We start from the raw sequence: 26,145 nt of genomic DNA on the forward strand, positions 1-26,145 counted from the left end.
GGTTCACTCTTTCTAAGTTTTATTTTTAGGATTTTATAAAAAAATAATCCCTTTATAAACACCGAAACAGGGAGTGAGTAAAAGCTCATTCCCCATTTACGATATCTATAAAATTAAGGTTTTACGACTTCTGCCGCATCTACTTTACCATTATTCATGGTCATCATGAAGGCTGTTTTCACAGTGTTATGATCTGCATCAAAGCTTGTTTGACCTGTAACACCTTCGAAGTTTTGTGTTTTAGCAAGATTGTTCTTGATATCAACTGAAGTTTTTGCACCTTTTGCAGCATTAGCTACAAGGTAAACTGAGTCATAAGCAAGAGCTGCAAATGTTGAAGGTTCTTCGTTGTATTTCGCTTTATAAGCTTCTACGAATTTCTTGGCTTTATCAGTCATTTCACCTTCAGTAGAGAATCCAGCTACGTAGTAGATGTCTGTAGCTGCAGCAGGTGTTGCTTGTTCAACGAATTTAGCATCACTAAATCCATCACCACCGATGATTGGTTGTTTGATTCCCATACCACGTGCTTGGTTTACAATTTTACCAGTTTCAGTGTAGTACCCTGGAAGGACAATGGCATCGAAGTCTTTATCTTTGATTTTTGTAAGTGCGGCTTGGAAATCTGTATCCTTAGATTGGAACGTTTCTGTCGCTACAATTTCACCTTTATAAGATTTCTTGAAAGATTCAGCAATCCCTTTAGCATAGTCAGATGAGTTATCGTAGTATAGAACGACTTTCTTCGCTTTCAAGTTATCAGTTGTGTATTTAGCAATAATTTGTCCTTGGAAGCTATCGATGAAGGTTGCACGGAAAAGGTAATCTTGACCTTTTGTCAAATCATCTTGAGTTGCTGATGGGGTTACCAATGGTACACCTGCTTTACCAGCATTGGCAACCGCTGCGGCAGTGGCACCTGAAGTTGCAGGTCCTACAAGAGCGTTCACTTTTGATTGGGTAACAAGGTTTGTTGTAACGGTAGCTGCTTCAGCTGTCTCAGATTTGTTATCTTTGTCTACAACTTCGATTTGTTTTCCATCGATACCACCAGCTGCGTTGATTTCATCAACGGCCAATTGAGCACCTTTTTGTTCAGCGCTACCGTAGGCTGCTACTTCACCAGTTTTTTCAAAGTTAAAACCGATTTTTAGTTCTTTGCCGATTTCGTTACCAGTTGAGTTTGAAGCTCCTGACTTCACTTCTCCACAAGCTGCTAAAACAGCTACACTTGCAAGAGCTACAAGTGATAAGGCAAATTTTTTCTTCATAATTTGTCTCCTTTTAATATTCAATTTAAATTATATGTTAAGAATATACCGAATTATCAGAAAATTGTCAATACATTTATCGCGATTTTTACATGATAACGTTTTCGCTATTTCTGTATAGACTACCAACAAAAGGAGTTTCCAATTCTTGGATATGACAAAGTCTCACTTTTTTGATAAATTTCTCTTTTCCTAAACGGCTCACCAGTTCTTCCACTTCTTCTGTTGGGACATAAAGTTGCAGATAACGGTGTTTTTTTGAGTGGTAACAAATATCGCCATAATGACCGAGCTTTTTTGCATCACGATTATAGTATAGGTAGATAATCAGGCCAGACCGACTCTCTTTTTGAAACATATTACAACTTCCTTCTAACAATCTTCTTACTATTATACCAAAAAAAGCAAACTCAGTCGAGTTTGCTTTTAAGGATTATTAGTTTAATGAATTATTTGCCATGATTTCATCGATGAAACCATATTCAAGTGTTTCTTGAGCGCTCATCCAGTAATCACGTTCAGCATCTGCATGGATTTGCTCAACTGATTTGCCAGAATTATCTGCAAGAATTTGCTCCAAAGTCTTACGAGTTTTTAGCAAGTGTTCAGCAGCAATAGCCATATCGGTTTGCTGTGTACCACCACCTGTACCACCCATCGGTTGGTGAATCATGTATTCTGCATTTGGAAGCATGAAACGTTTACCCTTTGCTCCACTTGAAGCAATAATTGTACCCATTGAGGCTGCCATTCCCATAACGATAGTTTGGACATCTGCCTTGATAAAGTTCATAGTATCAACGATTGCCAAACCAGCTGATACAGAACCTCCAGGAGTGTTTACATAAAGGTAAATATCTTTTGTACTATCTTGGGCATCCAAGAAAAGTAATTGGGCGATAACTGAGTTTGCCATATTGTCTTCGACTGGTCCAGTCAACATGATAATGCGGTCCTTAAGAAGACGTGAGTAAATGTCATACGAGCGTTCTCCACGACTTGTTTGTTCAATAACTACAGGAATCATTCATTTCTCCTTTTGATTTCTAATTTCTTTGTTAATAGGATTATTATATATCCTTGGTCAAAAAAGGTCAAATTTTTGCTCTATCCTACTAACAGATACAAAAATTTAACCTCCTTTCAAAACTAAGACTAGGCTATAGTCTCAATGTCACTTTAGAATCTTATTTTGTTCCGAACAAGCGGTCTCCAGCATCTCCAAGGCCTGGAACGATGTAACCATGTTCGTTCAAGCGTTCATCCAAAGCTGCTGTAAAGATTTCTACATCAGGGTGTGCTGCTTGAAGTGCCTTCACACCTTCTGGAGCTGATACAAGGCAGACAAACTTGATGTTTGAAGCTCCACGTTTTTTGAGGGAGTCAACAGCCAAAATCGCTGATCCACCTGTTGCAAGCATAGGATCAACTACAAAAATTTGACGTTGGTCAATATCTTCAGGTAATTTTACCAAGTATTCTACTGGTTGAAGGGTTTCTTCGTCACGGTACATACCAATGTGCCCAACTTTTGCTGCTGGAACCAAACTCAATAGTCCATCAACCATACCAATACCTGCACGCAAGATTGGGACAATTGCCAATTTTTTACCAGCCAACTGTTTTTGAACTGTTTTTGTAATCGGTGTTTCGATTTCTACATCTTCAAGTGGAAGATCACGAAGCACTTCATATCCCATCAACATTGCAATCTCGTCTACTAGTTCACGAAAAGCTTTTGTAGAAGTGTCAGTGCGACGCAAGATTGATAATTTGTGTTGAATCAGTGGATGATTAATAACTTCAAGTTTTCCCATTTTCTGAATTCCTTCTTTCAATTTATTCTTCTTATTATACCAAAAAATGGTTTAAAAATCTTTCTAAACCATTTATTTTTTTATAACTCTAGATCAAATCTGCTGCTTGAAGAGCTGCTTGAACTGTCTCAAGTGGCAAATGTGTTAATTCTGTCCCTTTTTCTTGATAAAGGTATTGGGCATAATCGTCCATGCGATATTGATTAATATAAACCACACGCTCACATCCTACTTGTAGTAACTGCTTGGTACAGTTAAGGCATGGAAAATGAGTGACATAGGCTGTGAAACCTTTTGGAACGCCACGCTCTGACCCTTGTAAGATAGCATTCACTTCTGCATGAAGAGTGCGGACACAGTGGCCTTCAATCACCAGACAGTCATGATCGATACAATGCTCTGTTCCTGATACAGAACCATTATAACCTGTTGAAATAACCTTGTTATCCTTGACTAAAACTGCTCCTACCTTGGCACGTTTACAGGTTGAGCGATTGGCAATCAATAGGGCTTGAGCAGCAAAATACTCATCCCAAGCTAGTCTTTTTTCTGTCATAGCATTTCTCCTCATGTTTTATTTTTTGAAAAATGGCAGGCGTAGATCTGCGATTTTTTCAGCAGGAACCTTCATCCCATCCTTGATCCATTTAAGCAAGACCGATACGATGGCCGAACTCCAAAAAGAATGCAGGTAAGAGCTGACTCCTTTTGATTTTCCATAGTATTTTTCTAGAAATTCTTGCATGGCTTGCACAAAGATTTTTTCTAAGTGATAGTCTAGGGCAAGCTGAATAACTTTGGCTTCTTTCTTGGCTTCTCTAAAGAGGTGAACCCATACGAGATAAAGGTCTGTTTTAACATCGTAATGACTCAATTGCTCCATGATGTTATGAACGCTACGTTTAAAGACACTTTCTAAAATCTCTTCTTTTGAATCATAGTTTCGATAAAAAGCTGCACGAGAAACGCCAGCACGCTTGACTAACTCAGAAATGCTAATCTTGGCCAACTCCTTTTTCTCCAAGAGTTGCAAAAGAGCTGTTTCAATCGCTTCTCTGGTTAGCAAATTAGATTCTTGATTTGATTTTCTAAGGTTTTCAAGCGATTTTTCAGATATTTTACGTTCAGACATAACAATTTCTTTCTACTTGTGACAACAGAGAGGTACTACTTTTGTTTCAAGGGCTTTCATGATATAATTGTAAAAAAAGACAGAACCTTTGTCAATGTATAAGTGATAAAGATGGAGAATTTCTATGACTTGGAAGATTGTAGCTGACTCTGGTTGTGATTATCGCCAGCTGGAAAACCTTGCTTTTGATACTGAATTTGTCAGTGTTCCCTTAAAGATTCAGGTAGCAGATCAAGTCTTTGTCGATGATGCCAATCTGGATATCGATAAGATGATGGAAACTATGTATGCGACTTCTGAAGCTTCAAAATCAGCCTGCCCTAGTCCTGATGATTACTTACGAGCATTCGAAGGTGCCAAACATATTTTTGTAGTGACTATCACTGGAACTCTCTCTGGTAGCCACAATAGTGCTCAATTAGCTAAGAATATCTATCTCGAAGAACACCCTGATACTCAAATTCATGTCATCGATAGCTTATCAGCTGGTGGGGAAGTTGACCTAATCGTCGAAAAGATTAATGATTTGATCAACCAAGGACTTTCTTTTGAAGAAGTCGTTGAAGTGATTACTACTTACCAAGAAAAAACGAAGTTGTTGTTCGTTCTTGCTAAAGTGGATAACCTGGTTAAAAACGGTCGATTGAGTAAGCTTATCGGTACAGTTGTCGGGCTCCTAAATATTCGAATGGTCGGAGAAGCAAGCGAAACCGGAACCTTAGAACTCCTCCAAAAAGCTCGTGGTCCTAAAAAGTCCCTTCAGGCTGCTTATGAAGAGTTAATCAAAGCTGGCTACGCTGGTGGGCGTATCGTCATGGCTCATCGTAGCAATGACAAATTCTGCCAACAGCTTTCAGAGCTCTTACGAGAAAAATACCCACAAGCTGACATTAGAATCATCCCAACTTCTGGACTCTGCAGTTTCTATGCGGAAGAAGGCGGGCTCCTCATGGGATACGAAATCAACTAATAAATCTGACAAGAGATGTCTAATCATCTCTTGTTTTTTTATGGTACAATACTCTTATGAAACATTTTGATACTATTGTCATCGGAGGGGGCCCTGCTGGTATGATGGCTACGATTTCCAGTAGCTTTTACGGGCAGAAAACCCTTCTCATTGAAAAAAATCGGAAACTTGGAAAAAAATTAGCTGGAACTGGCGGTGGTCGTTGCAATGTGACTAACAACGGCACTTTAGACGACCTACTAGCTGGCATCCCTGGAAATGGGCGATTTCTTTACAGTGTCTTCTCCCAGTTTGATAACCATGATATCATCAACTTTTTCACGGAAAATGGTGTTAAACTCAAGGTTGAAGACCACGGACGTGTCTTCCCAGCTAGCGATAAATCGCGAACCATTATCGAAGCCTTGGAAAAGAAAATCATTGAACTTGGTGGGCAAATTGCCACTCAAACAGAGATTGTTTCTGTTAAAAAGATAGACGACCAGTTTGTCCTTAAATCAGCAGACCAGACCTTCACTTGTGATAAACTCATCGTCACAACAGGTGGTAAGTCTTATCCTTCGACTGGTTCGACTGGTTTTGGCCACGAGATTGCTCGCCATTTTAAGCACACCATTACAGAGCTTGAAGCTGCTGAAAGTCCCTTATTGACAGATTTTCCTCATAAGGCCTTGCAGGGAATTTCCCTAGATGATGTAACCCTCAGTTATAGCAAGCACGTCATTACTCATGATTTGCTCTTTACCCACTTTGGTTTGTCAGGCCCTGCTGCCCTGCGTATGTCAAGCTTTGTCAAGGGTGGTGAGATACTTTCCTTAGACACTTTGCCTCAGCTTTCTGAGAGCGACTTGGTGGCATTTCTAGAAGAAAATCGTGAAAAATCCTTAAAAAATGCCTTGAAATCTTTGTTGCCAGAACGCTTAGCAGAATTCTTTGTGCAAGGATACCCTGAAAAAGTTAAACAGCTAACTGAAAAAGAACGGGACCAACTTGTCCAGTCTATCAAAGTTCTTAAAATTCCCGTAACTGGCAAAATGTCCCTTGCTAAATCCTTTGTTACCAAAGGAGGTATTAGTCTCAAGGAAATCAATCCTAAAACGCTGGAAAGCAAACTGGTTCCTGGCCTTCACTTTGCAGGAGAGGTCCTAGATATCAACGCCCACACGGGTGGCTTTAACATCACTTCTGCCCTCTGTACTGGCTGGGTGGCAGGAAGTCTGCATTATGATTAATCTTTAAAGTAAGAAATCGGCAGAGATTACTCCGCCGATTTTTATTTTGTCTGAGTTCTAACATAGTGGGCAATAACATCTGAAGTGTATTGAGCTGTTCCAGGTCCAAATTTGTCAATGTTTTCCTTAAACTCTGGGTTGTAGACGTAACCTTTACCGATATGACCGAATACCTCAATAGAGCAGTCAAATCCATAAGTACGGATGGCTTGCAAGAGTTTAGCAGCTTGCTCTTGGTTTTCGGCCGCTGTTGCAGGCAGACCAGCTTGAAGGTTTTGTGCCAAGGCTTGAAAAATTTGGTTGAAGGCGGCTGTGGCCTCGTCTTCACGACCCTTTTGTCGCTCGAGGGCTTGATCCATAACTTCTTGCCCATATTTCTCTACCGCTTCTTGGTGGTATTTTTGATTGTCTTGATAACTAAATCCCGTGAATTTTTCCTCAATGGTCATTTTTATTTCTCCTTTTTGTTCTTGAATGGTTTTTTGTAAGGTTGAAATCAAGGTGTCTAGATGTTGCCTTTCTCGAGTCAGATAGTCCAGTTGCCTGATCAGATGGGGCAATAACTCTGAAGTTTCTTGTTCTAATAGCTCTGCTATTTTTTCTAAAGAAAAGCCTAGATACTTGTAATAGAGGATAACCTGAAGTCGTTCTAAATCCTCTTGACTATAGGTTCGATAGCCATTTTCTGATTTTAACGGAACCAAGAGTCCTATCTTATCATAATGGTAGAGGGTCTTGACGGAGACACCTGAAAGTTGCGCAGCTTCTTTGATATGGTACATGATTTCCTCCTCACATGAATAGTATATCCCCTTACCTTAGGGTAGAGTCAAGTATTTTATCATATTTTTTATGAAAACATGAAAATCGCTTTCTTGACAGACTTGAAAAATCATGATAGGATAATCAAGTCTATCAATCAAAGATAAAGCTAAAAAGAGCAATTGAGAGAAGGCTATTTGATAATTCAAGTAGCCTTTTCTTATTTTAAAAATAGATTGGAGTTTTAACGATGTCTGAAAAATCGCAATGGGGCTCAAAACTGGGCTTCATCCTTGCATCTGCTGGTTCTGCTATTGGTCTTGGAGCTGTTTGGAAGTTCCCTTATATGACCGCTGCCAATGGTGGGGGGAGGTTTCTTACTGGTCTTTCTTATCTCGACAAATTTAATTGGTTTCCCTCTTCTACTGGCTGAGTTTGCCCTTGGTCGAAGCGCTGGCGTGTCAGCAATCAAAACCTTTGGCAAACTTGGAAACAATCAAAAGTACAACTTTATTGGTTGGATTGGTGCCTTTGCTCTTTTCATCCTTCTCTCATTTTATAGTGTCATTGGGGGTTGGATTCTGGTATACCTTGGTATCGAGATTGGAAGATTATTCCACCTAATCGGAAATGGAGATTATGCCCAGCAATTCTCGTCCATCATTTCTAATCCAGTTATTGCTTTAGGAGCCCAAGCAGCCTTTATCTTCTTGAACATTTTCATTGTTTCACACGGCGTTCAAAAAGGAATTGAAAGAGCCTCTAAGGTTATGATGCCCCTACTTTTTATCATCTTTGTCATTATTATCGGGCGTTCTCTTAGCTTGCCAAATGCCATGGAAGGCGTCGTTTACTTCCTCAAACCTGACTTTTCAAAACTAACAAGTGCTGGACTTCTCTATGCACTGGGTCAATCTTTCTTTGCCCTATCCCTTGGAGTTACAGCCATGCTGACCTACGCTTCCTACCTAGACAAGAAGACTAAGCTGATCCAATCAGGAATTTCCATCGTAGCCTTGAATATCTCTGTATCGATCATGGCTGGGCTTGCGATTTTCCCTGCGATGTCAGCCTTTAATATCCAATCTGAAGGTGGACCAAGTCTCCTCTTTATTGTTTTGCCGCAACTCTTTGACAATATGCCTTTTGGTACTATTTTCTATATTCTCTTTCTCTTGCTTTTCCTCTTTGCGACGATAACTTCCTCAGTCGTTATGCTTGAAATCAATGTTGGTAACATCACCAACCAAGACAATCGTAAGCGTGCTAAGTGGAGTATGATTTTAGGGGTATTGACTTTTGTCTTTGGTATCCCTTCGGCCCTATCCTATGGTGTGATGGCTGATGTCCATATCTTCGGAAAGACCTTCTTTGACGCCATGGATTTCTTGGTTTCCAACCTCCTTATGCCTTTCGGTGCTCTCTGCTTGTCTCTTTTTACAGGCTATATTTTCAAGAAAACACTGGCAATGGAGGAACTTCATCTTGATGAAACACCATGGAAACAAGGACTTTTCCAAGTCTGGCTTTTCCTTCTTCGTTTCATCATTCCAATTATCATCATCGTGGTCTTTATCGCCCAATTTATGTAAATACAAAAAAGGACTTGAGAATATCTCTCAAGTCTTTTCTTTTTATGGATGGCTAACAATCAATTCTAGACCTTGCCCTTCCAAGGTCCAAGCTTCAACATCACTTGGTAAGATAAAGTGACTACCTTTTTGAATTGGATAATCTTTTCCGTCTACAGTCACTTTCCCTTGACCAGCCAAGACGCTCAACAAGCTGTAATCAGCTGTCTTCTCAAATTCAACTTTTCCTGTGATTTCCCACTTGTAAACGGCAAAGAAATCATTAGAGACAAGTATAGTTGAACGCAAATCATCTGCTTTGACAGTCACAGGACGACTATTTGCAGGCTCACCAATATTCAAAACGTCGATTGATTTTTCAAGATGAAGTTCACGCAAGTTGCCATTGTCATCCTTACGGTCAAAGTCATAAACTCGGTAGGTGGTATCACTAGACTGTTGCGTTTCAAGGATTAAGATGCCTGCACCGATAGCGTGCATGGTTCCGCTTGGTACATAGAAGAAGTCTCCTGCCTTAACAGGTACTTTTGTAAGCAAAGCATCCCAGTTTTTATCTTCAATTTGCTGGCGGAGTTCTTCTTTAGACTTAGCATTGTGACCGTAAATAATCTCTGAGCCTTCATCTGCTGCGATGATGTACCAGCACTCTGTTTTTCCAAGTTCGCCTTCATGCTCTAACCCGTAGGCATCGTCTGGATGAACTTGAACACTGAGCCAATCATTGGCATCAAGGATTTTGGTCAAGAGTGGAAATACAGGCTCTGGACGGTTGCCAAACAACTCACGGTGTTCTGCATACAAAGTAGCAAGGTCTGTTCCTTCAAAGCGGCCATTGGCTACCTTAGACACTCCATTTGGATGAGCTGAGATGGCCCAGTATTCTCCGATTTTTTCACTTGGGATGTCGTAACCAAACTCATCACGTAGCTTGGTACCTCCCCAAATTTTTTCTTGCATAACTGATTGTAAAAATAATGGTTCTGACATGTCAATCTCCTGTCTGATTTTTCTCCCCTCATTATAGCAAAAAAAGAGTTCGAATTGAACTCTTTTTCACATCTTATAAATTAGGGAGAAGATTTTATAAAAATAGTGAACAAATGTGCTCTACTCAATGCTTGCACCATTGCTGGCAATGACATCCTTGTACCAGTAGAAGGATTTCTTCTTGCTACGTTTGAGAGTCCCATTTCCTGCGTTATCTCGATCCACATAGATAAAGCCATAGCGCTTGTTCATTTCGCCTGTTCCAGCCGAAACCATCCGGAAAAGTCAGTTTTTCGGTCATAAGTCTACTCAACTTTCTTATTTGCTTGTTCATTTACTTATATTATAGCTCATTCTGAAACCTTTTCTTATAAAATACTGTGACATACTGATACTATTCTACTATTTAAGTTGATCAGATTGTTTTTTAAAAAATTATCCTCTCGAAAAAGCAAATAGCCTCCCCGGAAACAAAAAAAGAAGACTGAAAACTAGTCTCCTCTGTTCCTTTTAAATCAAAGCTGTGATAGCGGTTACTAGGCCAAAAATAATACCTGGTGCATTCGCTGCTGCAAGGGGGATATCTCTTTCTTTTTTGAAAAGACCGTAGTAGACCCATAGACTACAGTTGATCGCTGCAACCAAGGGCTCAATGAAATTTCCTTTTTGACCAGCCAGATTGTCCATGATTTGTGGGAAGTAAGACATATACATCATAACAGACATAAAGGTCGCTACCCAACCTAACATTTTCATTTGTTTTTCAGTTATTTTCAAAACCTATTTCATTTTTACTGAATCTTATTTTATAATCTTCTTTCAAAACAATCAAGACTTTGAAGCTTTTGTTATAAAGATGTAAACTATCACAATCTTGTGAGAAGAAAGAGGGAACAGAAAAAAGACTGGATTGCTCCGATCTGTTTAGTCAATCAAATATTAGAAAATGAATACTCCTTTTCAATGAATCGATTGATGGTAAATAAGCTGTTAGAAATTATTGACAGTATCGAAATTTTCTAGTAAAATGAATTTTGTTAATACCTAAATGGTGTGTAATTTTCTATCAACATAGTCAGGAGAAAAGGAACTTATGCTAAAAAAAATTAATGAATTGTCACTGAAAGATAAGGCTTATCTAATTGGCGGTTTGATCTTATTAGTCATTGTGATCTCCTTTGGTCTGCTCAATCGTCAAACAGTAACTGTCAGTCTTGTCTTTACACAACTATCTGCTCCCTTGATTTTGGTGATTTTTACTTGTCTAGTAATCGGGATCATTGTTGGTAGTGCTATTGGTTTTAGCTATCACCATGGCAAGACTCAAGAGCTGAAAAGCCGCATTGCTGAAGCAGAAACGACTATCCATAAAAAAGACAAGGAGCTTCTCCAGTACAAGGAACAGGTGCAACAATTAAAACAGGAAGCCAAACAATAAGTGTAGAAATCATAACCACCCGTCAGCGGGTGGTTTTTTGTCTCGCACCTAATGGAACGAGACGGACTGAAAATCGCATAACAGAAAAAAAACCGGATTGCTCCGATCTTTCAATAGTTCATATTCTCACATTCTGTTTTAAGAATAGTTAAGGTTATCTTCAAATGACTAAGCCCCTTATTTCATACGATAAAAATCAAGCACTAGACCAGCAGGACCTTTAACTAATAAGGACTCTGTTCCCCAATCCGTTTCACAAGGACCGTGTAAAATCTCGACACCTCTCTCTTTTAAACGTTGGTAATTCTGCTCTAGATCCTCAATCTCAATGTGAAGAATGATACCTGACTGAAAATCTTCCAAAGGAATCAAATGATTTTGGGACAACATTAGACAATGACTGCCAATCGTGAACTGAGCAAAGCCTTGATCAACATAATCTGCCTGTTTATCCAAAATACGCTCCAAGTCAGCACAGACTTGAGGAATACTTGAAACGATGATATCTAATTGATTTAAATTCATTAACTATCCTCCAGAAAAAGACCGGATTGCTCCGATCTTTTTAAGTTTCACTCTATGAAAATCAAAGAATAAATTCTACAAATTTAAAATTTGATTTTCGACGAGAGAAATTATTTAATTGCGCGTGATTGCAATCCTTCTTCTTCCAAGAAGAGGCGGAATGGTACGAGTTCTTCTGCTTCGTATTTTTCCTTGAAGGCTTTGATTGCTTCTTCTGAGTGTTGTTTTGGATCCAACTCAAGTACTTCTACTGGAAGTGGACGATGTGGAGTGATGTGAGCATCGATCACAACTGTCTTACCTTCTTTGTTGAGTTTAACAGCTTCTGCAACAACTGCATCGATGTCTTCGATACGGTTCACAGTGAATCCTACAGCACCTTGCGCTTCAGCGATTTTCGCATAGTCAGCATTAGGGAAGTCACAACCAAACAAGTGTTTGTTTGTGTCCTCGTATTTGTCCTTGATGAAGGCATATTTACCATTTGAGAAGACAACGTTGATAACTGGAAGGTCGTATTGAACGTTTGTGATAACGTCTGGGTAGCACATGTTGAATGCACCGTCACCCATGATGTTCCATACTTGGCGATCTGGATTGTCTTTCTTAGCAGCGATACCACCAGGAAGGGCAATACCCATTGTCGCAAAGAGTGGAGATGTGCGCCACATGTTCTTAGGTGTCATGTGAAGGTGACGAGTAGATGTTTGAGTAGTGTCACCTACGTCGATTGAGTAGATAGCGTCTTGATCAGCATGTTTGTTGATTGCATTGTAGACTTGGTACAATTGCAATTCACCCTCAGTTTTACCTTCGAGTTTGTTCATGTAATCACGCCAGTTTTGGTTGTTCTTCACGTTTGCACGCCACCATGGAGTAGACTCAACTGGGTTTACTTTATCAAGGATAGCTTTAGCTGCTTGACCTGCATCACCAAGGATAGAAGCGTCAAGAGCGTGACGTTTACCAAGTTTGTAAGGGTCGATATCCACTTGGATGAATTTTTCAGTGTTTTTGAATGCTTCGTAAACTTCAGCAAATGGGAAGTTTGAACCAAGGAAAAGAACTGTGTCTGCTTCAAAGACCACTTCGTTGGCTGGCTTCCAACCAACACGGTAAGCAGAACCTGTCAAACCTTCGTAGTTCCATTCGAAAGCTTCAAAGTTTTTACCAGTTGTGATGATTGGTGCTTTGATTTTACGTGACAATTCAGTGATCACTTCACCAGCTTTAACACCACCGTAACCAGCGTAGATCACTGGGCGTTCAGCGTTGTTCAAAATTTCAACAGCTTTATCAATTTCAACTTCGTTCAAAGCAGGAGCGATGAATGAACGCTCGTATGAACCTGAACCGTAGTATGAGTTTTCGTCGATTTCTTGGAAACCAAAGTTTACTGGAATTTCAACGACAGCTGGACCTTTTTTAGAAACGGCAGCACGGCAAGCTTCGTCAATAACTTTTGGTAATTGCTCTGCGTAAGCTACACGTTTGTTGTAAACAGCGATACCGTTGTACATTGGGTTTTGGTTCAATTCTTGGAAGGCATCCATGTTCAATTCGTTAACTGGACGTGATCCAAGGATAGCGAGGAATGGAGTGTTATCCATAGCTGCATCGTAAACACCGTTGATCAAGTGAGTCGCACCTGGACCACCTGAACCAACTGCAACACCGATAGAACCGCCAAATTTAGCCTGCATAACCGCTGCAAGAGCACCTGTTTCTTCGTGGCGAACTTGCAAGAAACGGATATCTTTGTCTTCAGCCAAAGCGTCCATAAGTGAGCTGAGTGTTCCTGATGGGATACCGTAGATAGTGTCTACGCCCCATGTTTTCAATACGTTAAGCATTGCTGCAGATGCAGTAATTTTCCCTTGAGTCATAATGATAACTCTCCTTCAAAATAATTTCATATATTTACAAAAAACGCTTTTATATGTTATTTGAAAACGATTCAGTAAATTTACAATCCTAATTTATCACATTTGTTTTCAGATTCATAAGAATGTGCTCAGAAACTTTCATTCTCTATTACAGTACAGTTTGGAAGCGTTTTGAAAATCTGTTTTAGAATAGCAAAAAAGCGGTTAATACCGCCTTTTTATACTCAATGAAAATCAAAGAGCAAACTAGGAAGCTAGCCGCAGGCTGTACTTGAGTACGGCAAGGTGAAGCTGACGTGGTTTGAATTTGATTTTCGAAGAATATTAATCGACTTTAGTAAAATTAAGCATAAGAGAGCTGATTAGAACAGATACTGAACTAAAGGCCATGGCCAATCCTGCAAGTTCTGGATTGAGTACCAAACCAAGACCAGAAAAGACTCCTGCTGCAATCGGAATACCAATGAGGTTATAGATAGAAGCCCAGAAAAGATTGAGTAGAATACGATTAAAGGTCTTCTTACTCATATCAAAAGCACGTGCCAATCCTAGTAAATTGTTGGTTGTAAGGACAAGATCTGCTGATTCAATGGCAATATCTGTTCCAGAGCCCATGGCAATTCCGACATCGGCTACACTGAGGGCCGGCGCATCATTGATACCATCTCCAACAAAGGCCAATTTGCCATTCTTTTGAAGCTTGTGAATTTCATGTGCCTTTTCCTCTGGCAAGACATTTGCGATTACTTCTTCAATCCCAATTTGCTCTGCAATCGCATGGGCTACTCCAGCATTATCTCCAGTAAGCATGACCGTTCTAAGGCCACGTTTTTTCAATTTGGCAATAGCTTCTTTGGCATTTTCCTTAGGGACATCCTGCAAGGCAATTAAGCCTTTTAACTCACCATCTACGGATAGGAAGACAACTGTTTTTGCTTCTTTCTCAAGCAAATCAAATCGTTCTTGATAATCATGTGGAATAGCAAGGTCAGCTAAAAGTTTAGCATTACCCAGCAAGACTTGTTTACCATTAATAATCCCAGTCACACCTTTTCCATGCAAGGCTTGGAAGTTTTCCACTGGGTAAAGGCTAATTCCTAGTTCAGATGCACGATTAACAATAGCTTGAGCTAGCGGGTGTTGAGATACATCTTCCAGTGAAGCAGCCAAACTTAGCACTTCTCTTTCATCACCAATAACATCTGTCACTACTGGCTTCCCTTCGGTCAAGGTTCCTGTCTTATCAAAAACAACCGTTTGGACTTTTTGGATTTCCTGTAAAACTGTACCATTTTTGAGAAGAATCCCCATCTTGGCACTTCGTCCTGTTCCAACCATGAGTGCTGTCGGTGTCGCAAGTCCTAGTGCACAAGGGCAGGCAATAATCAAAACAGCAACTCCGTAGAGAAGTGACGTCACAAAGCTATCTCCAAGGAAAACAAACCAGATCCAAAAAGTAAGAAGTCCTAAAATGACAACTGCTGGTACAAAAATCCCTGAAATCTTGTCGGTCAAATCTTGAATAGGAGCACGACTCGTTTGCGCTTTTTTCACAAAGTCCACAATCTGAGCCAACATAGTCTCAGAACCCACTTTTTCAGCTCTAAAAATGATCGTACCACTATTATTGATGGTTGAACCAATGACAGCATCTCCAACTGATTTATCGACTGGAATACTTTCCCCAGTCACCATTGATTCATCAATACTCGTTTCACCTTCTAACACAGTCCCATCAACGGCAATTTTTTCACCTGGTCGAACGCGAATGAGATCCCCAACTTTGACTTGTTCTAGAGGTATTTGAACATAAACATCATCACGCAAAACCTCTGCTGTTTTTGCTTGTAGGTCTAATAATTTTTCGACTGCCTGCGAAGTATTTTTTCGCATTTTTTCCTCAAAAACTGCTCCCAAAAGAATGAAGAAGAGGATAAATGCAGCACTTTCAAAGTAAACGGGCAGACCAGTTAAGAGGGCAACTAAGCTATAGAAATAGGCCACTAGGGTTCCCAGAGCAACCAAGGTATCCATGTTGGAATTGTGCTTTTTAAAACTAGCCCAGGCGCTTCTGATATATGGAACTCCAGCTACCAGCATAATGGGTGTTGTAGCTAAAAAGGTGCCCCAACGCATGACTTGGTGACTAATTCCTCCTGTAGACATCCCAATCATGAGAATCACAAGAGGCACAGTAAAGATACTAGTAATCCAAAAACGCTGAAAAAGACTGAGAGACTTTTTAGTTTTTTCAACAACGGTGTAGGTTCCCTTTTGCATCTTCATGCCACATGAAAATTCATGCTCGCCCAAGTCTTGAGGCGTAAAGCGAATGACTTTTTCCTCGTCTTGAGCGATTGGTTCTAGAATCCCTTCTTCTTCGAAGAGAATCTCTTTATAACAGTTTGAAGGTGTCACACGATGAAAGGTAATCTCAGCAGGAATCCCTTTTTGTAGTTGAATATGGGCTGGATGGTAGCCTTTGTCTGCCGTGATACGGATTTTTTGAACACCATTTTCAAGACTTGCTTTTACATTTTCAGTCATATCATTCTCCTATTCTACAATCATCTTACCGTGCATCATATTCATGCCACAAGAGAAACCATACTCACCTGCTTCTTCAGGAGTAATTTCAACCACATATTGGTCTCCCATAGGCAGATTTGCATGCACTCCAAAGTCTGGAAAAACGATTTGATCCAAGCAAGGTGAAGGATCTTTTCGATCAAAAATAATGCGAGCTGGTTGCGATTTTTTAAGGATAATGGTTTCTGGAGTGTATCCTCCCATGACCTCCACTCGAATCTCCTGATAGCCATTCTTTTGTTGGGCTCTCTTAGCATCTTCTTGCGGTTTTTTGAAAAACCAAAAGAGGATAAAAGTAATCATTCCTAAAACAACAATAGATACAAATAGATTTAACATAGCGTCTCCTTTACATACAATTACATCTTACTTCTGCCACAGCACTCTCTTTTTTCTTTGAAATCACTTCTTCCAAGCCTTCCAAGTCAGCTAGGGTAAAGTCACATTCTTCAATCAAATCGGCAAGTAACTGCTTCATCCTGCGGGAACAAAGCTTGTCTTTGATATCCTGAACCAATAAACCTCTACTGTCGTCTAGAGTTAAAAGGGCTGAATAGATAAAGGACTTCCCCTGCTTTTCCCGAGTCAAACATTCTTTCTCCACCAAACGAGCCAAAAGAGTTTGAATGGTCGACTTGGACCAGTCGAACCGCTCCGCCAAAACCATGATCAAATCCGTACTGGTCTGCTCTCCTTGCATCCAAATAATCTTCATGACCTGCCATTCTGCATCTGAAATCTGCATAATCACACCTCCTAAATCTACATTTGTCGATTACAGTTATTAGTATATTCCAAAAATCTACATTTGTCAACTATAATTTTTATTATTTTTTCGAAAATAGAATTCTAATCCTGTAACGAGAGATTTGCAGTCAAATTTTACTATATAAACTATAAAAATATGCTATACTGAAGAAAAAAAGAAAACAACCACTAGGGGTGCGTGAAGCTGAGATTAACGACTGTTAGATCCCTTTGACTCAATCTAGGTAATGCTAGCTGATGGAAGTGGAAATGATAATGAGGACTACCTGATCTTCTATTACTTTCCTCAAACAGACTAGCTTGTTCTTAAGAATACAAACTTCAGTTGGTTGGGAGGTTTTAGATGACTTATTTACCCGTTGCTCTAACCATTGCAGGGACTGACCCTAGTGGCGGTGCTGGCATTATGGCTGATTTAAAATCATTCCAAGCTAGAGATGTCTATGGAATGGCCGTTGTGACCAGTCTTGTCGCTCAAAATACCAGAGGCGTTCAATTAATCGAGCATGTCTCCAACAAAATGCTGGAAGCTCAATTGGAAAGTGTCTTTTCGGATATCAAGCCTCAGGCTGTAAAAACAGGGATGTTGGCAACTACTGAGATCATGGAGATCATCCAACCCTATCTTAAAAAGCTGGACTGTCCCTATGTGCTTGACCCTGTTATGGTCGCTACGAGTGGGGACACCCTGATTGATTCTAGTGCCAGAGACTACCTAAAAACAAATCTGCTTCCCCTTGCAACCATTATCACTCCGAATCTTCCTGAGGCAGAAGAGATTGTTGGTTTTTCAATCCATGATCCAGAAGATATGCAACGTGCCGGTCGCCTGATTATAAAAGAATTTGGTCCTCAGTCCGTTGTTATCAAAGGTGGCCATCTTGAAGGTGGTGCCAAGGATTTCCTTTTTACCAAGGAGGAGCAATTTGTCTGGGAAAGTCCAAGAATTCAAACTTGTCACACCCATGGTACTGGATGTACCTTTGCTGCTGTGATTACGGCTGAACTAGCCAAGGGCAGAAGTCTTTATCAGGCAGTTGATAAGGCCAAGGCCTTTATCACAAAAGCCATCCAAGACGCTCCTCAACTCGGACATGGTTCTGGCCCAGTCAACCATACAACTTTTAAAGATTAAGAAAAACTCTCTAGTTCCCGCTATAAGGAATTAGAGAGTTTTTGATTAGGAAACAATGTCATTTAGCTTTGTTAAAAAGGCTTGTGTTTTTGCCTCAATATCTTCTGCCTGCATCAAATCACGTACGACAGCTACTCCAGCTATACCCGTGCCGATAAGTTGATCAATATTCTCTGACGTCAAGCCTCCAATAGCAACTACTGGAATGGCAACCGTTTGGCAAATGGTTTTCAAGGTTGAAATCAGGGTGATGGGAGCATTCTCCTTGGTCGTAGTTGGGAAAATGGCTCCTGTTCCCAAGTAATCCGCACCCGATGTTTCTGCTTCCAGGGCTCTTTTTACTGTTTTAGCAGTGACACCGAGGATTTTTTCAGGACCCAAGACTTGTCTAGCAACCGAAACTGGTAGTTCATCGTCGCCTATATGCAACCCAGCAGCATCGACTGCTAGACAGATATCCAATCGATCATCGATTATCAAGGGTACCTGATAGGCATCTGTTATTTCCTTGACTTGTTTTGCCAGTTGATAGTATTGATTGGTGGTGAGATTTTTTTCTCGTAGTTGGATGATGGTAACACCTGAACGGCAGGCCGTCTCGACTTTTTCAAGAAAGTTTTCCAAGGAATCTTGGTAGCGATTGGTTACTAGATACAGTCTAAGTGCTTCTCTATTCATAAAAGTCTCCTTTGATGGCTTTTAGCCAGTTTTCATCTCTTTTTAGGAGAGAGAGTTGATTGAGAACTTGGTAACGAAAATCTTCCAATCCCATTCCTTGTACAACTATTCTCTCAGCAGAGATATTGAGATAAGAAACTGCTAGGCACGAAGCTTCAAAGGCAGTCTTTCCTTGGCTGAGAAAAACGGCTGTCAAGGCTCCAACCAGGTCTCCTGTCCCTGTTATCCAGTCCAATTCTGCACAGCCATTCCTCAATACAGCAACTTGATTTTCTGAAACAATGAGGTCCTTGGGTCCAGTGACTAGGAACGACATACCATGATAGGTCTGACACCAGTCTTTCAAAACTTGAAGCAAATCCTTAGTTTCTTGATCTTTATGGCTAGCATCAACTCCAACTCCGTGGTGCTTTAAACCAACAAGACTTCGGATTTCCGACATATTTCCTTTAAGGACTGTGGGCTTGTATTCTAAAAGATCTGTGACTAGATCCTTACGAATGGGGGATGCCGCTACGCCAACCGCATCTACTACCATTGGGAGACAAGCTTGAGCTGCATAAGAAGCTGCCATACGGATTGCTTTCTCCTTCTCAGCTGACAAATGCCCCAAATTGATGAAGAGAGCCTGGCTTTGCTTAGTAAAATCAAGAACCTCACGAGGATCATCTGCCATGACTGGTTTAGATTCCAGAGCCAAAATGCCATTGGCCAGCATCTCGCAGGAAATCTCATTGGTGATGCAGTGAATTAAGGAACTGGTTGCCAGAGGGAAAGGATTTGTCAATTTCTGCATCATTCTATCCTTTCTCCAAAGAAATATCCCTGCACTTTTTTAAAGAATTCCTGCTTGATTAAAAATCGAAAGGCAATAAAGGAAATCGCTGTACCAATCAAGGTTGCTCCGAAAAATCGAGGGGTGTAGATAAACCAGCTGAGCTTGGCCGCAGATCCCGTAAAGAGAACCATGACAGGATAGGAAACAATAGAACCGATAATTCCTGTTCCCAATATTTCTCCTAGGGCAGAAAAGTAAAATTTTCTACCATACTTATAAAAGAGACCTGCAAGGAGGGCTCCAAAGGTAGCTCCTGTTAGGGCCAAAGGGGGAATGCCTTGAGTAGACATACGGATAAAGGCTGTCACTGTAGCCATGACCAAGGCATAAACAGGTCCCATCATGATTCCTGCTAGGATGTTGACCACACTAGACATCGGTGCCATCCCTTCAATTCGAAAGATCGGTGTAAGAACAACATCAAGGGCAATCATCATGGATAAAACGGTTAATTTGTGAACTTGAAGTCGGTGGTTTCTCATTTTCTATTTCTTCTCTGTTTCTAAGGACTGCAAATCACTCGTCCATGTTTGGTGTTGGTAAGCCATCTCCCAAAACTTGGCTTCCATGTGGACACTTCGGTGGAAGGCCTCTAGCATTTTTTGTTTGTCTGTCTCGTCGCTTTCTCGATAGAGCTGATTAACCAGCGCTTCTTCCTCTTTAATCTGCTGTTCTAACTCATCGGTGATATAGGTTTCAATCCACCGTTGATAAAGAGGATTCGGGGATGGTTTGCGATTAAGTGCCTTGCCCAAATCATGGTATAACCAAGGACATGGAAGCAAACTAGCAAAAGCAATGCCCAAGTTTGACTCTGCAAACTGTCGATAAATATGAGAAATGTAATGATAACAGGTTGGAGCGATTGGATGTTGCTCCATTTCCTGGTCACTGATTCCCAATTCCTTGAAAAATTGTTGACGGATAAACAACTCACCCTCCACTAGACTCTGGGCATTTTGTTTCAAGAGTCTTTTCATCTCCTCGTTGGAAGTCTTATCAGCCAAGAGGTGATAGGCTTCTGAAAAAGACTTCAGATAGTAGGCATCCTGAATCAGGTAATAGCGGAAAATAGAAGGTTCTAAATTCCCCTCTTGTAACTGTAATACAAATGGGTGATGAAAGGAAGCCTGCCAAGCTTCCTTAGATAATTCCATCGCAATATCTGTAAATTCCATAATAACTCCTTTATAGAAATAGACTGGTTTGAAGCAATAAAAAGAAAAGTAGGTAGATCAATTTTGTCCTCTGAGAAATATAAAAAGTCCGATAACTATTCTCCACCTGTGCATGCTCGTCATATCCGTGCGCAGACAGAGCTCTCAGGTAAAGATGACGCCATCTAAAAACCGTCATCAGAACCTTACTGTAAATCAAGGGCGACCAAACATGCAATTTTTGGCCACGCAGTAAGCAAGCTTCCTTGAGAGACTTGATTTCTTGCTGAATGAGGGGAAAGGCATTGAATACCACAATCAAGGCATAGGCCCAAGAACGCGAGAACCCCTTTTGAGCCAAGTACAAGAGAAGCTCTTTTAGGGAAATACTGGAAACAAAGACAAGACCGATACAAACTGTCACAAAAGCTCTCGTCCCAAGTATCACTGCCTGCGAAGCATCCCCATGTAACTGAACTGCCCAGTAGTTGGCAAAGGATGGTAAGATGGCAAGCAAAATCATCCAAGCCAACATTTTAAATCGACGATAATAGAGCATAAAGAGGATGCAAAATGCAGCTACCGAAAGATTTAGAGCAATCGAAGGAATGAAGGATGTTTCCAAGGATAAAATTAGAAAGAAGAGGCTGATAACTGGTGTCTTGGTTGCTACTTTGATCATACTACCTCACCTCCCCTAGAGTATCATTATTCAGAGATGGGAGAGGTTTGCTGATGGTCACGTCTTGGAGATGACTGAGACCCTCACTAGTCATCTCAATCCAATAATCGACCACAGAAATCAAGGGATCTAAACGATGGCTAATGATCAAAAAACTTCTTCCTTGATTGCTCTCCTCCACAATCCACTGGCAAAAATAATGGCAAGCTCTATCATCCAAACCAGCAAAAGGTTCATCTAGCAGAATCACAGAAGCCTTGCTGGTCAAGATGGTCAATAGCTGAAGAATCTTTTGCTGACCACCACTTAATTGATAAGGACTCTTATCGAGTGCCTGATCCAAATTAAAAAATTGTAATGCTTGGAGAATCCGCTGATTACTTTCAGAGTTTAAGCTATCTAATTGCAGTTCCTCTCTCAGACTGACTCGGATAAACTGTTTCTCAGCTTCCTGAACAACACCCGTCAGATCACGATACAAACTCTTTTTCTTTTTCAGGACTTTCCCCTTCCAAGTAATGAGCCCTTTATACTTTTGAAATTGAAGAATAGATCGAAAGAGGGTTGATTTCCCGACACCATTATCACCCAAGATACAGGAAATTCCTTGGTGGAATGTAAAATCAGCAATCGAAAAGAGGGGGCGATTTCCCAGCTCACAAGTTACACGGTCCATATGGAATAGTTCTGGACTAGAGGCAACTTCCTTTGAAGAAACCTGTATCATCTCAGAGGTAGGGATTTTATTTATTTCCCTTAGTTGCCCGTCTCTTAGCTCCACCATATGGTCAATGTAGGCTCCATAGTCTGATAAATCATGGTCGCACAAAATAACTGTCTTCTCATCAAGGGCCAACTCTTTTAGAATCTCCAATATCTCCAGCCTGCTCTTGCGGTCAATAGAAGCAAAGGGCTCATCCAAGAGATAGACCCTAGGGTTCATAGCAAAGATAACAGCCAGCGCAGCCTTTTGCTTTTCACCACCTGATAAGTGATGGATGGAACGGTTCAAGATTGCCTCGCAACGACATTGCCGGACCACCTCTGCTATTTTAGCATCAATATCTTGAAGTGGATGCCCGATATTCTCCAAGGTAAAAACCAGCTCCTCAAACAAGTTCTCCATGGTGAATTGATGATTGGGATTTTGAAAGAGAATACCAACCGTCTGGACACGTTCAACGATAGAAAGCTGACTGACCTGACTCCCATCTATCAAGACTTGACCACTATAGGGAAGAGAACTGACTTGAGCAATGACTTGAAAGAGGCTGGATTTTCCTGAACCACTACTCCCAACTAACAAGGTAAAGGCTTGCTCATGAAAAGTAAAATCAATCGGTTCCGAAAAGATTGGGGATTGAATCCCTCTTAATTTCAGGCCCATCTATGCCTTTCCTCCAGCTGCAAACTGATGATAGAGTTTGACAATGGCACGAACCAAGATGGTACAGAAGAAAAAGACGGAAATAAAACGCACCACCAGCAAGGAAAGGACAAAAGGAAGGGAGAAGGCATAGTAACCTAATTTAATGTATTCATAGACAAAGCTAAAAAGCGTAATCCCAATACTATTAGCAGTTAGAGAGAGCCAACTTTCATAACGATTCTTGGTCACAAGAAAGCCAAATTCACTTCCCAAACCTTGAACCAAGCCAGACAAAAGGGCACCTAGACCGAATTGACTACCATAAAGGACTTCAGCAAGCGCAGCGAGCACTTCTCCAATCGTTGCGCTTCCCACTCTTGGAACAAAGATGGCAGCAATGGGCGCAGCCATACACCAGAGACCAAAGAGGATTTCATTGGCAAAGGCCTGCAAGCCAAGAGGGGCTAAAATCAGAGTGAGGATATCAAACAGATAGCCCGAACCCACAAAAACGCCACCAAAAAAGATAGACAAGAAAGCAAGTAAGATAACATCTTTTAACTGCCATTTTTTCAACATAAAAAACTCCTTTTTTAAAGAAAAGTGGGGCATTCAAGGAGGTGAGCTACCAAAAGGCTTGCCGTCAAGCCTATCCTCTTTTGATAAACAAAAAAACTCCAATTACAAACGAGAATTAGAGTTTAGCTTACAAGATTAGACAGTTTCTTTCGACATACGAAAAAAACCTTTTCACATTTCCCTTCGCCAGTATTAACTGTATCAGGTTCAATGGGTATCATCTCAGCCTAAAGCACCCCAAATGTCTTTATTATTTTATTACTGGACCAGTATAACAGAATTTGAAAGCCTTAGCAAGAACTTTGACTGGAAAATATATTTATATAGTTTGTTTGTTCATTCTTTTAATCTACATAAAAGGATTGAATTTATCCTATAATTCATAACCAATATCAAAAAAGGCTAATTCTAAAGCAACTGCTTGATTCCAGCGCTCCTGAAGTTCTGTCAAATCTTCTCGATTTTTCCCGACACGATTAAGTTCATCAACCAGAAATTGAACCCACTCTGCAAAGAAAGGACCTCTGTGGAGATTGATCCATTCCGAATGAATATAGGCTTCAGGTAGTGCCAAATCTTTAGAACCCCAGTCTAAATAAAGACCTTCTGCAATGACCAGCATGACCAAAAGATGAGCATAGTCTGATGAATCCACTGCCGAATACATAAGATCCTGAAATGCCTTTGTTACAGGGTGCAGGTCCACTTCTAGATAGTCATGCTCTGCTACATTTAACTCTTTGAAAGCCTTTTGGAAGTAACCATCTTCATCTGCTTCAAGAAAGCCTAGTTGCTTGGCAAAACGAAGTTTGGATTCAAGCTGGTCTGCTTGAGCTACACAGGCACCCAGCATGGATAAGAAGGCATCAAAGAAATGATAATCTTGAATCAGGTAGTCTTTTAAGACCTTATTCTCAATTGTCCCCGCAAAAAGTTCCTTAACAAAACGATGATTGATTGCAGCCTGCCAATCCTTCTGACTGCTTTTTAATAATTCTCCAACGGTCAAACCCGGCTGAAATGCATAGTCTTGTGTTTCCATATTTATTTTTCCTTTCTTTACTCCTTAGTAATCAATAAAATATCAAGAGATACCAAGCAAAATCGTAATTCCACTTGAGACTTTTAAAGAAAATCGAGGGCATTTGCAGAGCTACCTAAAAAAGCCTATCCTCTTTTGATAAACAAAAAAACTCCAATTACAAACGAGAATTAGAGTTTAGCTTACAAGATTAGATAGTTTCTTTCGACACACGAAAAAAACCTTTTCACATTTCCCTTCGCCAGTCTTAACTGTATCAGGTTCAATGGGTATCATCTCAGCCTAAAGCACCCCAAATGTCTTTATTATTTTATTACTGGACCAGTATAACAGAAATTGAAAGCCCTAGCAAGATATTTGACTGAAAATATATTTATATAGTTTCTGATAACGATATAATCTTTCTATACACGAAGAAAAACCTCCACATCAGGTGGAGGCCGTCTTCATTATCAATACAATTTTAAGTCACGAGGGTCGACTGGGAAGGTTGGGTTGTATGGGTTGTGACGGAGTTTGAAGTGTTTGACATCCTCAATAGTCTGAGTTCCAGATAATTGCATGACTGTCTTCAATCCTGCATTCAAGTGCTCAAAGACTTGACGCACACCAACACTGCCTCCAAGAGCCAAACCATAGATCACAGGGCGACCAATAGCTACCAAGTCTGCTCCTGAAGCCAGGGCTTTAAAGACGTGTTGACCGCGACGAACACCAGAGTCAAAGACAATTGGTACACGTTTATCAACTGCTTCAGCCACTTCTTGAAGCGAGTCAATGGATGCTGGTCCACCGTCGATTTGGCGGCCACCGTGGTTGGTTACCCAGATACCAGAAGCACCTGCGGCAAGAGAGCGTTCAACGTCCTCACGACACTGTGGACCTTTCACATAGACAGGAAGACCTGAGTAAGCAGCGATAAATTCTACATCACGTGGAGACAAGCGTTGTTTAGCTGATTTGTAAACAAAGTCCGTTGATTTTCCAGCACCTTCTGGCAGGTATTCCTCAACAATCGGCATGCCAACTGGGAAGACAAAACCATTGCGCTTGTCGACCTCACGATTGCCCCCTATAGTAGCATCTGCTGTCAAGACAATCGCTTTATAACCTTCATCCTTTACACGGTCCATGATATGGCGGTTGATACCGTCATCCTTACTAAAGTAAAATTGGAACCAGTGAGGTGTCCCTTGAAGGGCTTCTGTAATTTCTGGAAGACCTACAGTAGAGTAAGAGCTAGTTGTGTAAAGAGAACCAAACTCATGCACACCACGCGCAGTCGCCACTTCACCCTGTTCATTTGCTAATTTATGAGCCGCAACTGGAGCCATAATGATAGGTGAAGATAGCTTTTCACCTGCAAATTCAATCTCTGTACTTGGATTTTCAACATCACAAAGCGTATGTGGAACGATGAGTTTGTGGTTAAAGGCACGGATGTTCTCACGTAAAGTGAAAGTATCCTCTGCTCCACTAGCGATATAACCAAAGGCAGCTTTAGGAATGACTTGTTACGCCATTGGCTCCAAATCATAAGTGTTAATAAAATCTACAGGTCCTTCTGCATCGCTTGTTTTATATGACATAAAATTCCCTCCTATTTGAGTAAGCGCTTTCCTATTTCTTTACACATACATCTTAACTCTTTTTCATAGAATTTTCAAAAAATTTGTCTTGGAATTTCAAACTGATT

General features: G+C 40.6%; 26 protein-coding genes, 3 pseudogenes and 3 riboswitches. Of the genes and pseudogenes, 5 read left to right on the top strand and 24 right to left on the bottom strand.

The window, feature by feature from the left end:
* Positions 1 to 113: 113 nt before the first annotated feature.
* The 6 genes from QM859_RS04310 to QM859_RS04335 all read right to left on the bottom strand — a co-directional run bounded on the left by QM859_RS04310 (position 114) and on the right by QM859_RS04335 (position 4,220).
* A complete protein-coding gene (locus QM859_RS04310) occupies positions 114 to 1,271 on the bottom strand; it encodes an ABC transporter substrate-binding protein (protein WP_414262244.1) in 1,158 nt (385 codons plus the stop codon).
* 88 nt (positions 1,272 to 1,359) lie between these two features.
* A complete protein-coding gene (locus tag QM859_RS04315) occupies positions 1,360 to 1,629 on the bottom strand; it encodes a YlbG family protein (RefSeq protein ID WP_414262245.1) in 270 nt (89 codons plus the stop codon).
* A gap of 78 nt (positions 1,630 to 1,707) precedes the next feature.
* The gene (clpP, locus tag QM859_RS04320) at positions 1,708 to 2,298 is read right to left on the bottom strand and encodes an ATP-dependent Clp protease proteolytic subunit ClpP (protein ID WP_000613459.1); all 591 of its coding nucleotides are present in this window, start codon (positions 2,296 to 2,298) and stop codon (positions 1,708 to 1,710) included.
* 160 nt (positions 2,299 to 2,458) lie between these two features.
* On the bottom strand, positions 2,459 to 3,088 hold the full coding sequence (upp, locus tag QM859_RS04325; protein WP_004252365.1) for a uracil phosphoribosyltransferase: 630 nt from the start codon (positions 3,086 to 3,088) through the stop codon (positions 2,459 to 2,461).
* 88 nt (positions 3,089 to 3,176) lie between these two features.
* Complete coding sequence (locus tag QM859_RS04330) at positions 3,177 to 3,644, bottom strand: deoxycytidylate deaminase (protein ID WP_254724389.1); 468 nt, start codon at positions 3,642 to 3,644, stop codon at positions 3,177 to 3,179.
* An 18-nt stretch (positions 3,645 to 3,662) separates the two neighbouring features.
* The gene (locus QM859_RS04335; RefSeq protein WP_004252362.1) at positions 3,663 to 4,220 is read right to left on the bottom strand and encodes a TetR/AcrR family transcriptional regulator; all 558 of its coding nucleotides are present in this window, start codon (positions 4,218 to 4,220) and stop codon (positions 3,663 to 3,665) included.
* A gap of 124 nt (positions 4,221 to 4,344) precedes the next feature.
* Between QM859_RS04335 and QM859_RS04340 the strand changes: the two genes are divergently transcribed.
* Both QM859_RS04340 and QM859_RS04345 read left to right on the top strand, forming a co-directional pair.
* Positions 4,345 to 5,190: a DegV family protein gene (locus QM859_RS04340; RefSeq protein WP_070677979.1), complete on the top strand. Its 846-nt coding sequence runs from the start codon at positions 4,345 to 4,347 to the stop codon at positions 5,188 to 5,190.
* 56 nt (positions 5,191 to 5,246) lie between these two features.
* Positions 5,247 to 6,422 carry a BaiN/RdsA family NAD(P)/FAD-dependent oxidoreductase gene (locus QM859_RS04345; RefSeq protein ID WP_004252358.1) on the top strand — a complete coding sequence of 392 codons (1,176 nt, stop codon included), beginning with the start codon at positions 5,247 to 5,249 and terminating at the stop codon, positions 6,420 to 6,422.
* A 41-nt stretch (positions 6,423 to 6,463) separates the two neighbouring features.
* Here the strand turns inward: QM859_RS04345 and QM859_RS04350 are convergent, their stop codons facing one another.
* Complete coding sequence (locus QM859_RS04350; RefSeq protein WP_414262246.1) at positions 6,464 to 7,204, bottom strand: MerR family transcriptional regulator; 741 nt, start codon at positions 7,202 to 7,204, stop codon at positions 6,464 to 6,466.
* Between the two features lie 230 nt (positions 7,205 to 7,434).
* Between QM859_RS04350 and QM859_RS04355 the strand changes: the two are divergent.
* Positions 7,435 to 8,776, top strand: a pseudogene (locus QM859_RS04355) (sodium-dependent transporter).
* Positions 8,777 to 8,818: 42 nt separating this feature from the next.
* Here the strand turns inward: QM859_RS04355 and manA are convergent.
* From manA to QM859_RS04370, 3 genes and pseudogenes are all read right to left on the bottom strand, one after another.
* Positions 8,819 to 9,763, bottom strand: a complete 945-nt coding sequence (gene manA / locus QM859_RS04360) for a mannose-6-phosphate isomerase, class I (RefSeq protein ID WP_414262247.1) — start codon at positions 9,761 to 9,763, stop codon at positions 8,819 to 8,821.
* A gap of 120 nt (positions 9,764 to 9,883) precedes the next feature.
* Positions 9,884 to 10,039: pseudogene (locus tag QM859_RS04365) on the bottom strand (family 1 glycosylhydrolase); the annotation flags it as partial.
* Positions 10,040 to 10,273: 234 nt separating this feature from the next.
* Positions 10,274 to 10,534, bottom strand: a complete 261-nt coding sequence (locus QM859_RS04370; RefSeq protein ID WP_025170330.1) for a SemiSWEET family transporter — start codon at positions 10,532 to 10,534, stop codon at positions 10,274 to 10,276.
* A 322-nt stretch (positions 10,535 to 10,856) separates the two neighbouring features.
* Here QM859_RS04370 and QM859_RS04375 point away from each other — a divergent pair, with 322 nt between their 5' ends.
* A complete protein-coding gene (locus QM859_RS04375; RefSeq protein ID WP_414262248.1) occupies positions 10,857 to 11,201 on the top strand; it encodes a LapA family protein in 345 nt (114 codons plus the stop codon).
* A 177-nt stretch (positions 11,202 to 11,378) separates the two neighbouring features.
* On the opposite strand, the gene QM859_RS04380 is transcribed toward QM859_RS04375, so the two are convergent.
* From QM859_RS04380 to QM859_RS04400, 5 genes are all read right to left on the bottom strand, one after another.
* Complete coding sequence (locus QM859_RS04380; RefSeq protein ID WP_020901924.1) at positions 11,379 to 11,726, bottom strand: VOC family protein; 348 nt, start codon at positions 11,724 to 11,726, stop codon at positions 11,379 to 11,381.
* Positions 11,727 to 11,836: 110 nt separating this feature from the next.
* Complete coding sequence (gene spxB, locus QM859_RS04385) at positions 11,837 to 13,612, bottom strand: pyruvate oxidase (RefSeq protein WP_049503130.1); 1,776 nt, start codon at positions 13,610 to 13,612, stop codon at positions 11,837 to 11,839.
* Between the two features lie 324 nt (positions 13,613 to 13,936).
* Positions 13,937 to 16,159, bottom strand: a complete 2,223-nt coding sequence (locus QM859_RS04390; protein ID WP_414262249.1) for a heavy metal translocating P-type ATPase — start codon at positions 16,157 to 16,159, stop codon at positions 13,937 to 13,939.
* A gap of 9 nt (positions 16,160 to 16,168) precedes the next feature.
* Positions 16,169 to 16,540 carry a cupredoxin domain-containing protein gene (locus QM859_RS04395; RefSeq protein ID WP_414262250.1) on the bottom strand — a complete coding sequence of 124 codons (372 nt, stop codon included), beginning with the start codon at positions 16,538 to 16,540 and terminating at the stop codon, positions 16,169 to 16,171.
* A 10-nt stretch (positions 16,541 to 16,550) separates the two neighbouring features.
* Complete coding sequence (locus QM859_RS04400; protein ID WP_414262251.1) at positions 16,551 to 16,946, bottom strand: CopY/TcrY family copper transport repressor; 396 nt, start codon at positions 16,944 to 16,946, stop codon at positions 16,551 to 16,553.
* Between the two features lie 183 nt (positions 16,947 to 17,129).
* A riboswitch (TPP riboswitch) is annotated at positions 17,130 to 17,228 on the top strand.
* An 84-nt stretch (positions 17,229 to 17,312) separates the two neighbouring features.
* On the opposite strand from QM859_RS04400, the gene thiD reads away from it, so the two are divergent.
* Entirely contained in the window at positions 17,313 to 18,104 is a 792-nt protein-coding gene (gene thiD, locus QM859_RS04405; RefSeq protein WP_414262252.1) for a bifunctional hydroxymethylpyrimidine kinase/phosphomethylpyrimidine kinase, read from the top strand.
* A 45-nt stretch (positions 18,105 to 18,149) separates the two neighbouring features.
* Here thiD and thiE read toward each other — a convergent pair whose 3' ends face one another.
* The 9 genes and pseudogenes from thiE to lctO form a co-directional block, all read right to left on the bottom strand.
* Entirely contained in the window at positions 18,150 to 18,782 is a 633-nt protein-coding gene (gene thiE / locus QM859_RS04410; protein ID WP_414262253.1) for a thiamine phosphate synthase, read from the bottom strand.
* Complete coding sequence (gene thiM, locus QM859_RS04415; protein ID WP_414262465.1) at positions 18,775 to 19,578, bottom strand: hydroxyethylthiazole kinase; 804 nt, start codon at positions 19,576 to 19,578, stop codon at positions 18,775 to 18,777. The genes thiE and thiM overlap by 8 nt, the downstream gene beginning before the upstream one ends.
* The gene (gene thiW, locus QM859_RS04420; RefSeq protein ID WP_414262254.1) at positions 19,578 to 20,102 is read right to left on the bottom strand and encodes an energy coupling factor transporter S component ThiW; all 525 of its coding nucleotides are present in this window, start codon (positions 20,100 to 20,102) and stop codon (positions 19,578 to 19,580) included. The genes thiM and thiW overlap by 1 nt, the downstream gene beginning before the upstream one ends.
* Before the next feature lie 3 nt (positions 20,103 to 20,105).
* Positions 20,106 to 20,798, bottom strand: coding sequence for a thiaminase II (gene tenA / locus QM859_RS04425; protein ID WP_414262255.1), 693 nt, complete (start codon positions 20,796 to 20,798; stop codon positions 20,106 to 20,108).
* Positions 20,799 to 20,808: 10 nt separating this feature from the next.
* Positions 20,809 to 21,459, bottom strand: a complete 651-nt coding sequence (locus QM859_RS04430; RefSeq protein ID WP_414262256.1) for an energy-coupling factor transporter transmembrane component T — start codon at positions 21,457 to 21,459, stop codon at positions 20,809 to 20,811.
* 1 nt (position 21,460) lies between these two features.
* On the bottom strand, positions 21,461 to 22,846 hold the full coding sequence (locus tag QM859_RS04435; protein ID WP_414262257.1) for an ATP-binding cassette domain-containing protein: 1,386 nt from the start codon (positions 22,844 to 22,846) through the stop codon (positions 21,461 to 21,463).
* On the bottom strand, positions 22,847 to 23,407 hold the full coding sequence (locus QM859_RS04440; RefSeq protein ID WP_000915272.1) for an ECF transporter S component: 561 nt from the start codon (positions 23,405 to 23,407) through the stop codon (positions 22,847 to 22,849).
* 161 nt (positions 23,408 to 23,568) lie between these two features.
* Positions 23,569 to 23,657, bottom strand: a riboswitch (TPP riboswitch).
* A gap of 123 nt (positions 23,658 to 23,780) precedes the next feature.
* Positions 23,781 to 24,449 (bottom strand): TenA family protein, encoded by a 669-nt coding sequence (locus QM859_RS04445; protein WP_414262258.1) that lies wholly within the window; start codon positions 24,447 to 24,449, stop codon positions 23,781 to 23,783.
* Between the two features lie 216 nt (positions 24,450 to 24,665).
* Positions 24,666 to 24,754: riboswitch (TPP riboswitch) on the bottom strand.
* A 147-nt stretch (positions 24,755 to 24,901) separates the two neighbouring features.
* Positions 24,902 to 26,038, bottom strand: a pseudogene (lctO, locus tag QM859_RS04450) (L-lactate oxidase).
* Positions 26,039 to 26,145 lie beyond the last annotated feature (107 nt).

It is taken from the genome of Streptococcus infantis (assembly GCF_047463175.1).
Classification (GTDB): Bacteria; Bacillota; Bacilli; order Lactobacillales; family Streptococcaceae; genus Streptococcus; species Streptococcus infantis_AC.

Excerpts from the sequence above, each read along its gene's own strand:
- upp (WP_004252365.1), bottom strand. The coding sequence starts at position 3,088 with ATGGGAAAACTTGAAGTTATTAATCATCCACTGATTCAACACAAATTA.
- QM859_RS04310 (WP_414262244.1), bottom strand. The coding sequence starts at position 1,271 with ATGAAGAAAAAATTTGCCTTATCACTTGTAGCTCTTGCAAGTGTAGCT.
- thiM (WP_414262465.1), bottom strand. The coding sequence starts at position 19,578 with ATGCAGAAATTGACAAATCCTTTCCCTCTGGCAACCAGTTCCTTAATT.
- QM859_RS04380 (WP_020901924.1), bottom strand. The coding sequence starts at position 11,726 with ATGAATTTAAATCAATTAGATATCATCGTTTCAAGTATTCCTCAAGTC.
- QM859_RS04330 (WP_254724389.1), bottom strand. The coding sequence starts at position 3,644 with ATGACAGAAAAAAGACTAGCTTGGGATGAGTATTTTGCTGCTCAAGCC.
- QM859_RS04375 (WP_414262248.1), top strand. The coding sequence starts at position 10,857 with ATGCTAAAAAAAATTAATGAATTGTCACTGAAAGATAAGGCTTATCTA.
- thiD (WP_414262252.1), top strand. The coding sequence starts at position 17,313 with ATGACTTATTTACCCGTTGCTCTAACCATTGCAGGGACTGACCCTAGT.
- spxB (WP_049503130.1), bottom strand. The coding sequence starts at position 13,612 with ATGACTCAAGGGAAAATTACTGCATCTGCAGCAATGCTTAACGTATTG.
- thiW (WP_414262254.1), bottom strand. The coding sequence starts at position 20,102 with ATGAGAAACCACCGACTTCAAGTTCACAAATTAACCGTTTTATCCATG.
- QM859_RS04440 (WP_000915272.1), bottom strand. The coding sequence starts at position 23,407 with ATGTTGAAAAAATGGCAGTTAAAAGATGTTATCTTACTTGCTTTCTTG.
- manA (WP_414262247.1), bottom strand. The coding sequence starts at position 9,763 with ATGTCAGAACCATTATTTTTACAATCAGTTATGCAAGAAAAAATTTGG.
- QM859_RS04335 (WP_004252362.1), bottom strand. The coding sequence starts at position 4,220 with ATGTCTGAACGTAAAATATCTGAAAAATCGCTTGAAAACCTTAGAAAA.
- QM859_RS04400 (WP_414262251.1), bottom strand. The coding sequence starts at position 16,946 with ATGCAGATTTCAGATGCAGAATGGCAGGTCATGAAGATTATTTGGATG.
- QM859_RS04340 (WP_070677979.1), top strand. The coding sequence starts at position 4,345 with ATGACTTGGAAGATTGTAGCTGACTCTGGTTGTGATTATCGCCAGCTG.
- QM859_RS04315 (WP_414262245.1), bottom strand. The coding sequence starts at position 1,629 with ATGTTTCAAAAAGAGAGTCGGTCTGGCCTGATTATCTACCTATACTAT.
- QM859_RS04435 (WP_414262257.1), bottom strand. The coding sequence starts at position 22,846 with ATGGGCCTGAAATTAAGAGGGATTCAATCCCCAATCTTTTCGGAACCG.
- QM859_RS04350 (WP_414262246.1), bottom strand. The coding sequence starts at position 7,204 with ATGTACCATATCAAAGAAGCTGCGCAACTTTCAGGTGTCTCCGTCAAG.
- QM859_RS04345 (WP_004252358.1), top strand. The coding sequence starts at position 5,247 with ATGAAACATTTTGATACTATTGTCATCGGAGGGGGCCCTGCTGGTATG.
- thiE (WP_414262253.1), bottom strand. The coding sequence starts at position 18,782 with ATGAATAGAGAAGCACTTAGACTGTATCTAGTAACCAATCGCTACCAA.
- QM859_RS04430 (WP_414262256.1), bottom strand. The coding sequence starts at position 21,459 with ATGATCAAAGTAGCAACCAAGACACCAGTTATCAGCCTCTTCTTTCTA.
- clpP (WP_000613459.1), bottom strand. The coding sequence starts at position 2,298 with ATGATTCCTGTAGTTATTGAACAAACAAGTCGTGGAGAACGCTCGTAT.
- QM859_RS04445 (WP_414262258.1), bottom strand. The coding sequence starts at position 24,449 with ATGGAAACACAAGACTATGCATTTCAGCCGGGTTTGACCGTTGGAGAA.
- tenA (WP_414262255.1), bottom strand. The coding sequence starts at position 20,798 with ATGGAATTTACAGATATTGCGATGGAATTATCTAAGGAAGCTTGGCAG.
- QM859_RS04395 (WP_414262250.1), bottom strand. The coding sequence starts at position 16,540 with ATGTTAAATCTATTTGTATCTATTGTTGTTTTAGGAATGATTACTTTT.
- QM859_RS04390 (WP_414262249.1), bottom strand. The coding sequence starts at position 16,159 with ATGACTGAAAATGTAAAAGCAAGTCTTGAAAATGGTGTTCAAAAAATC.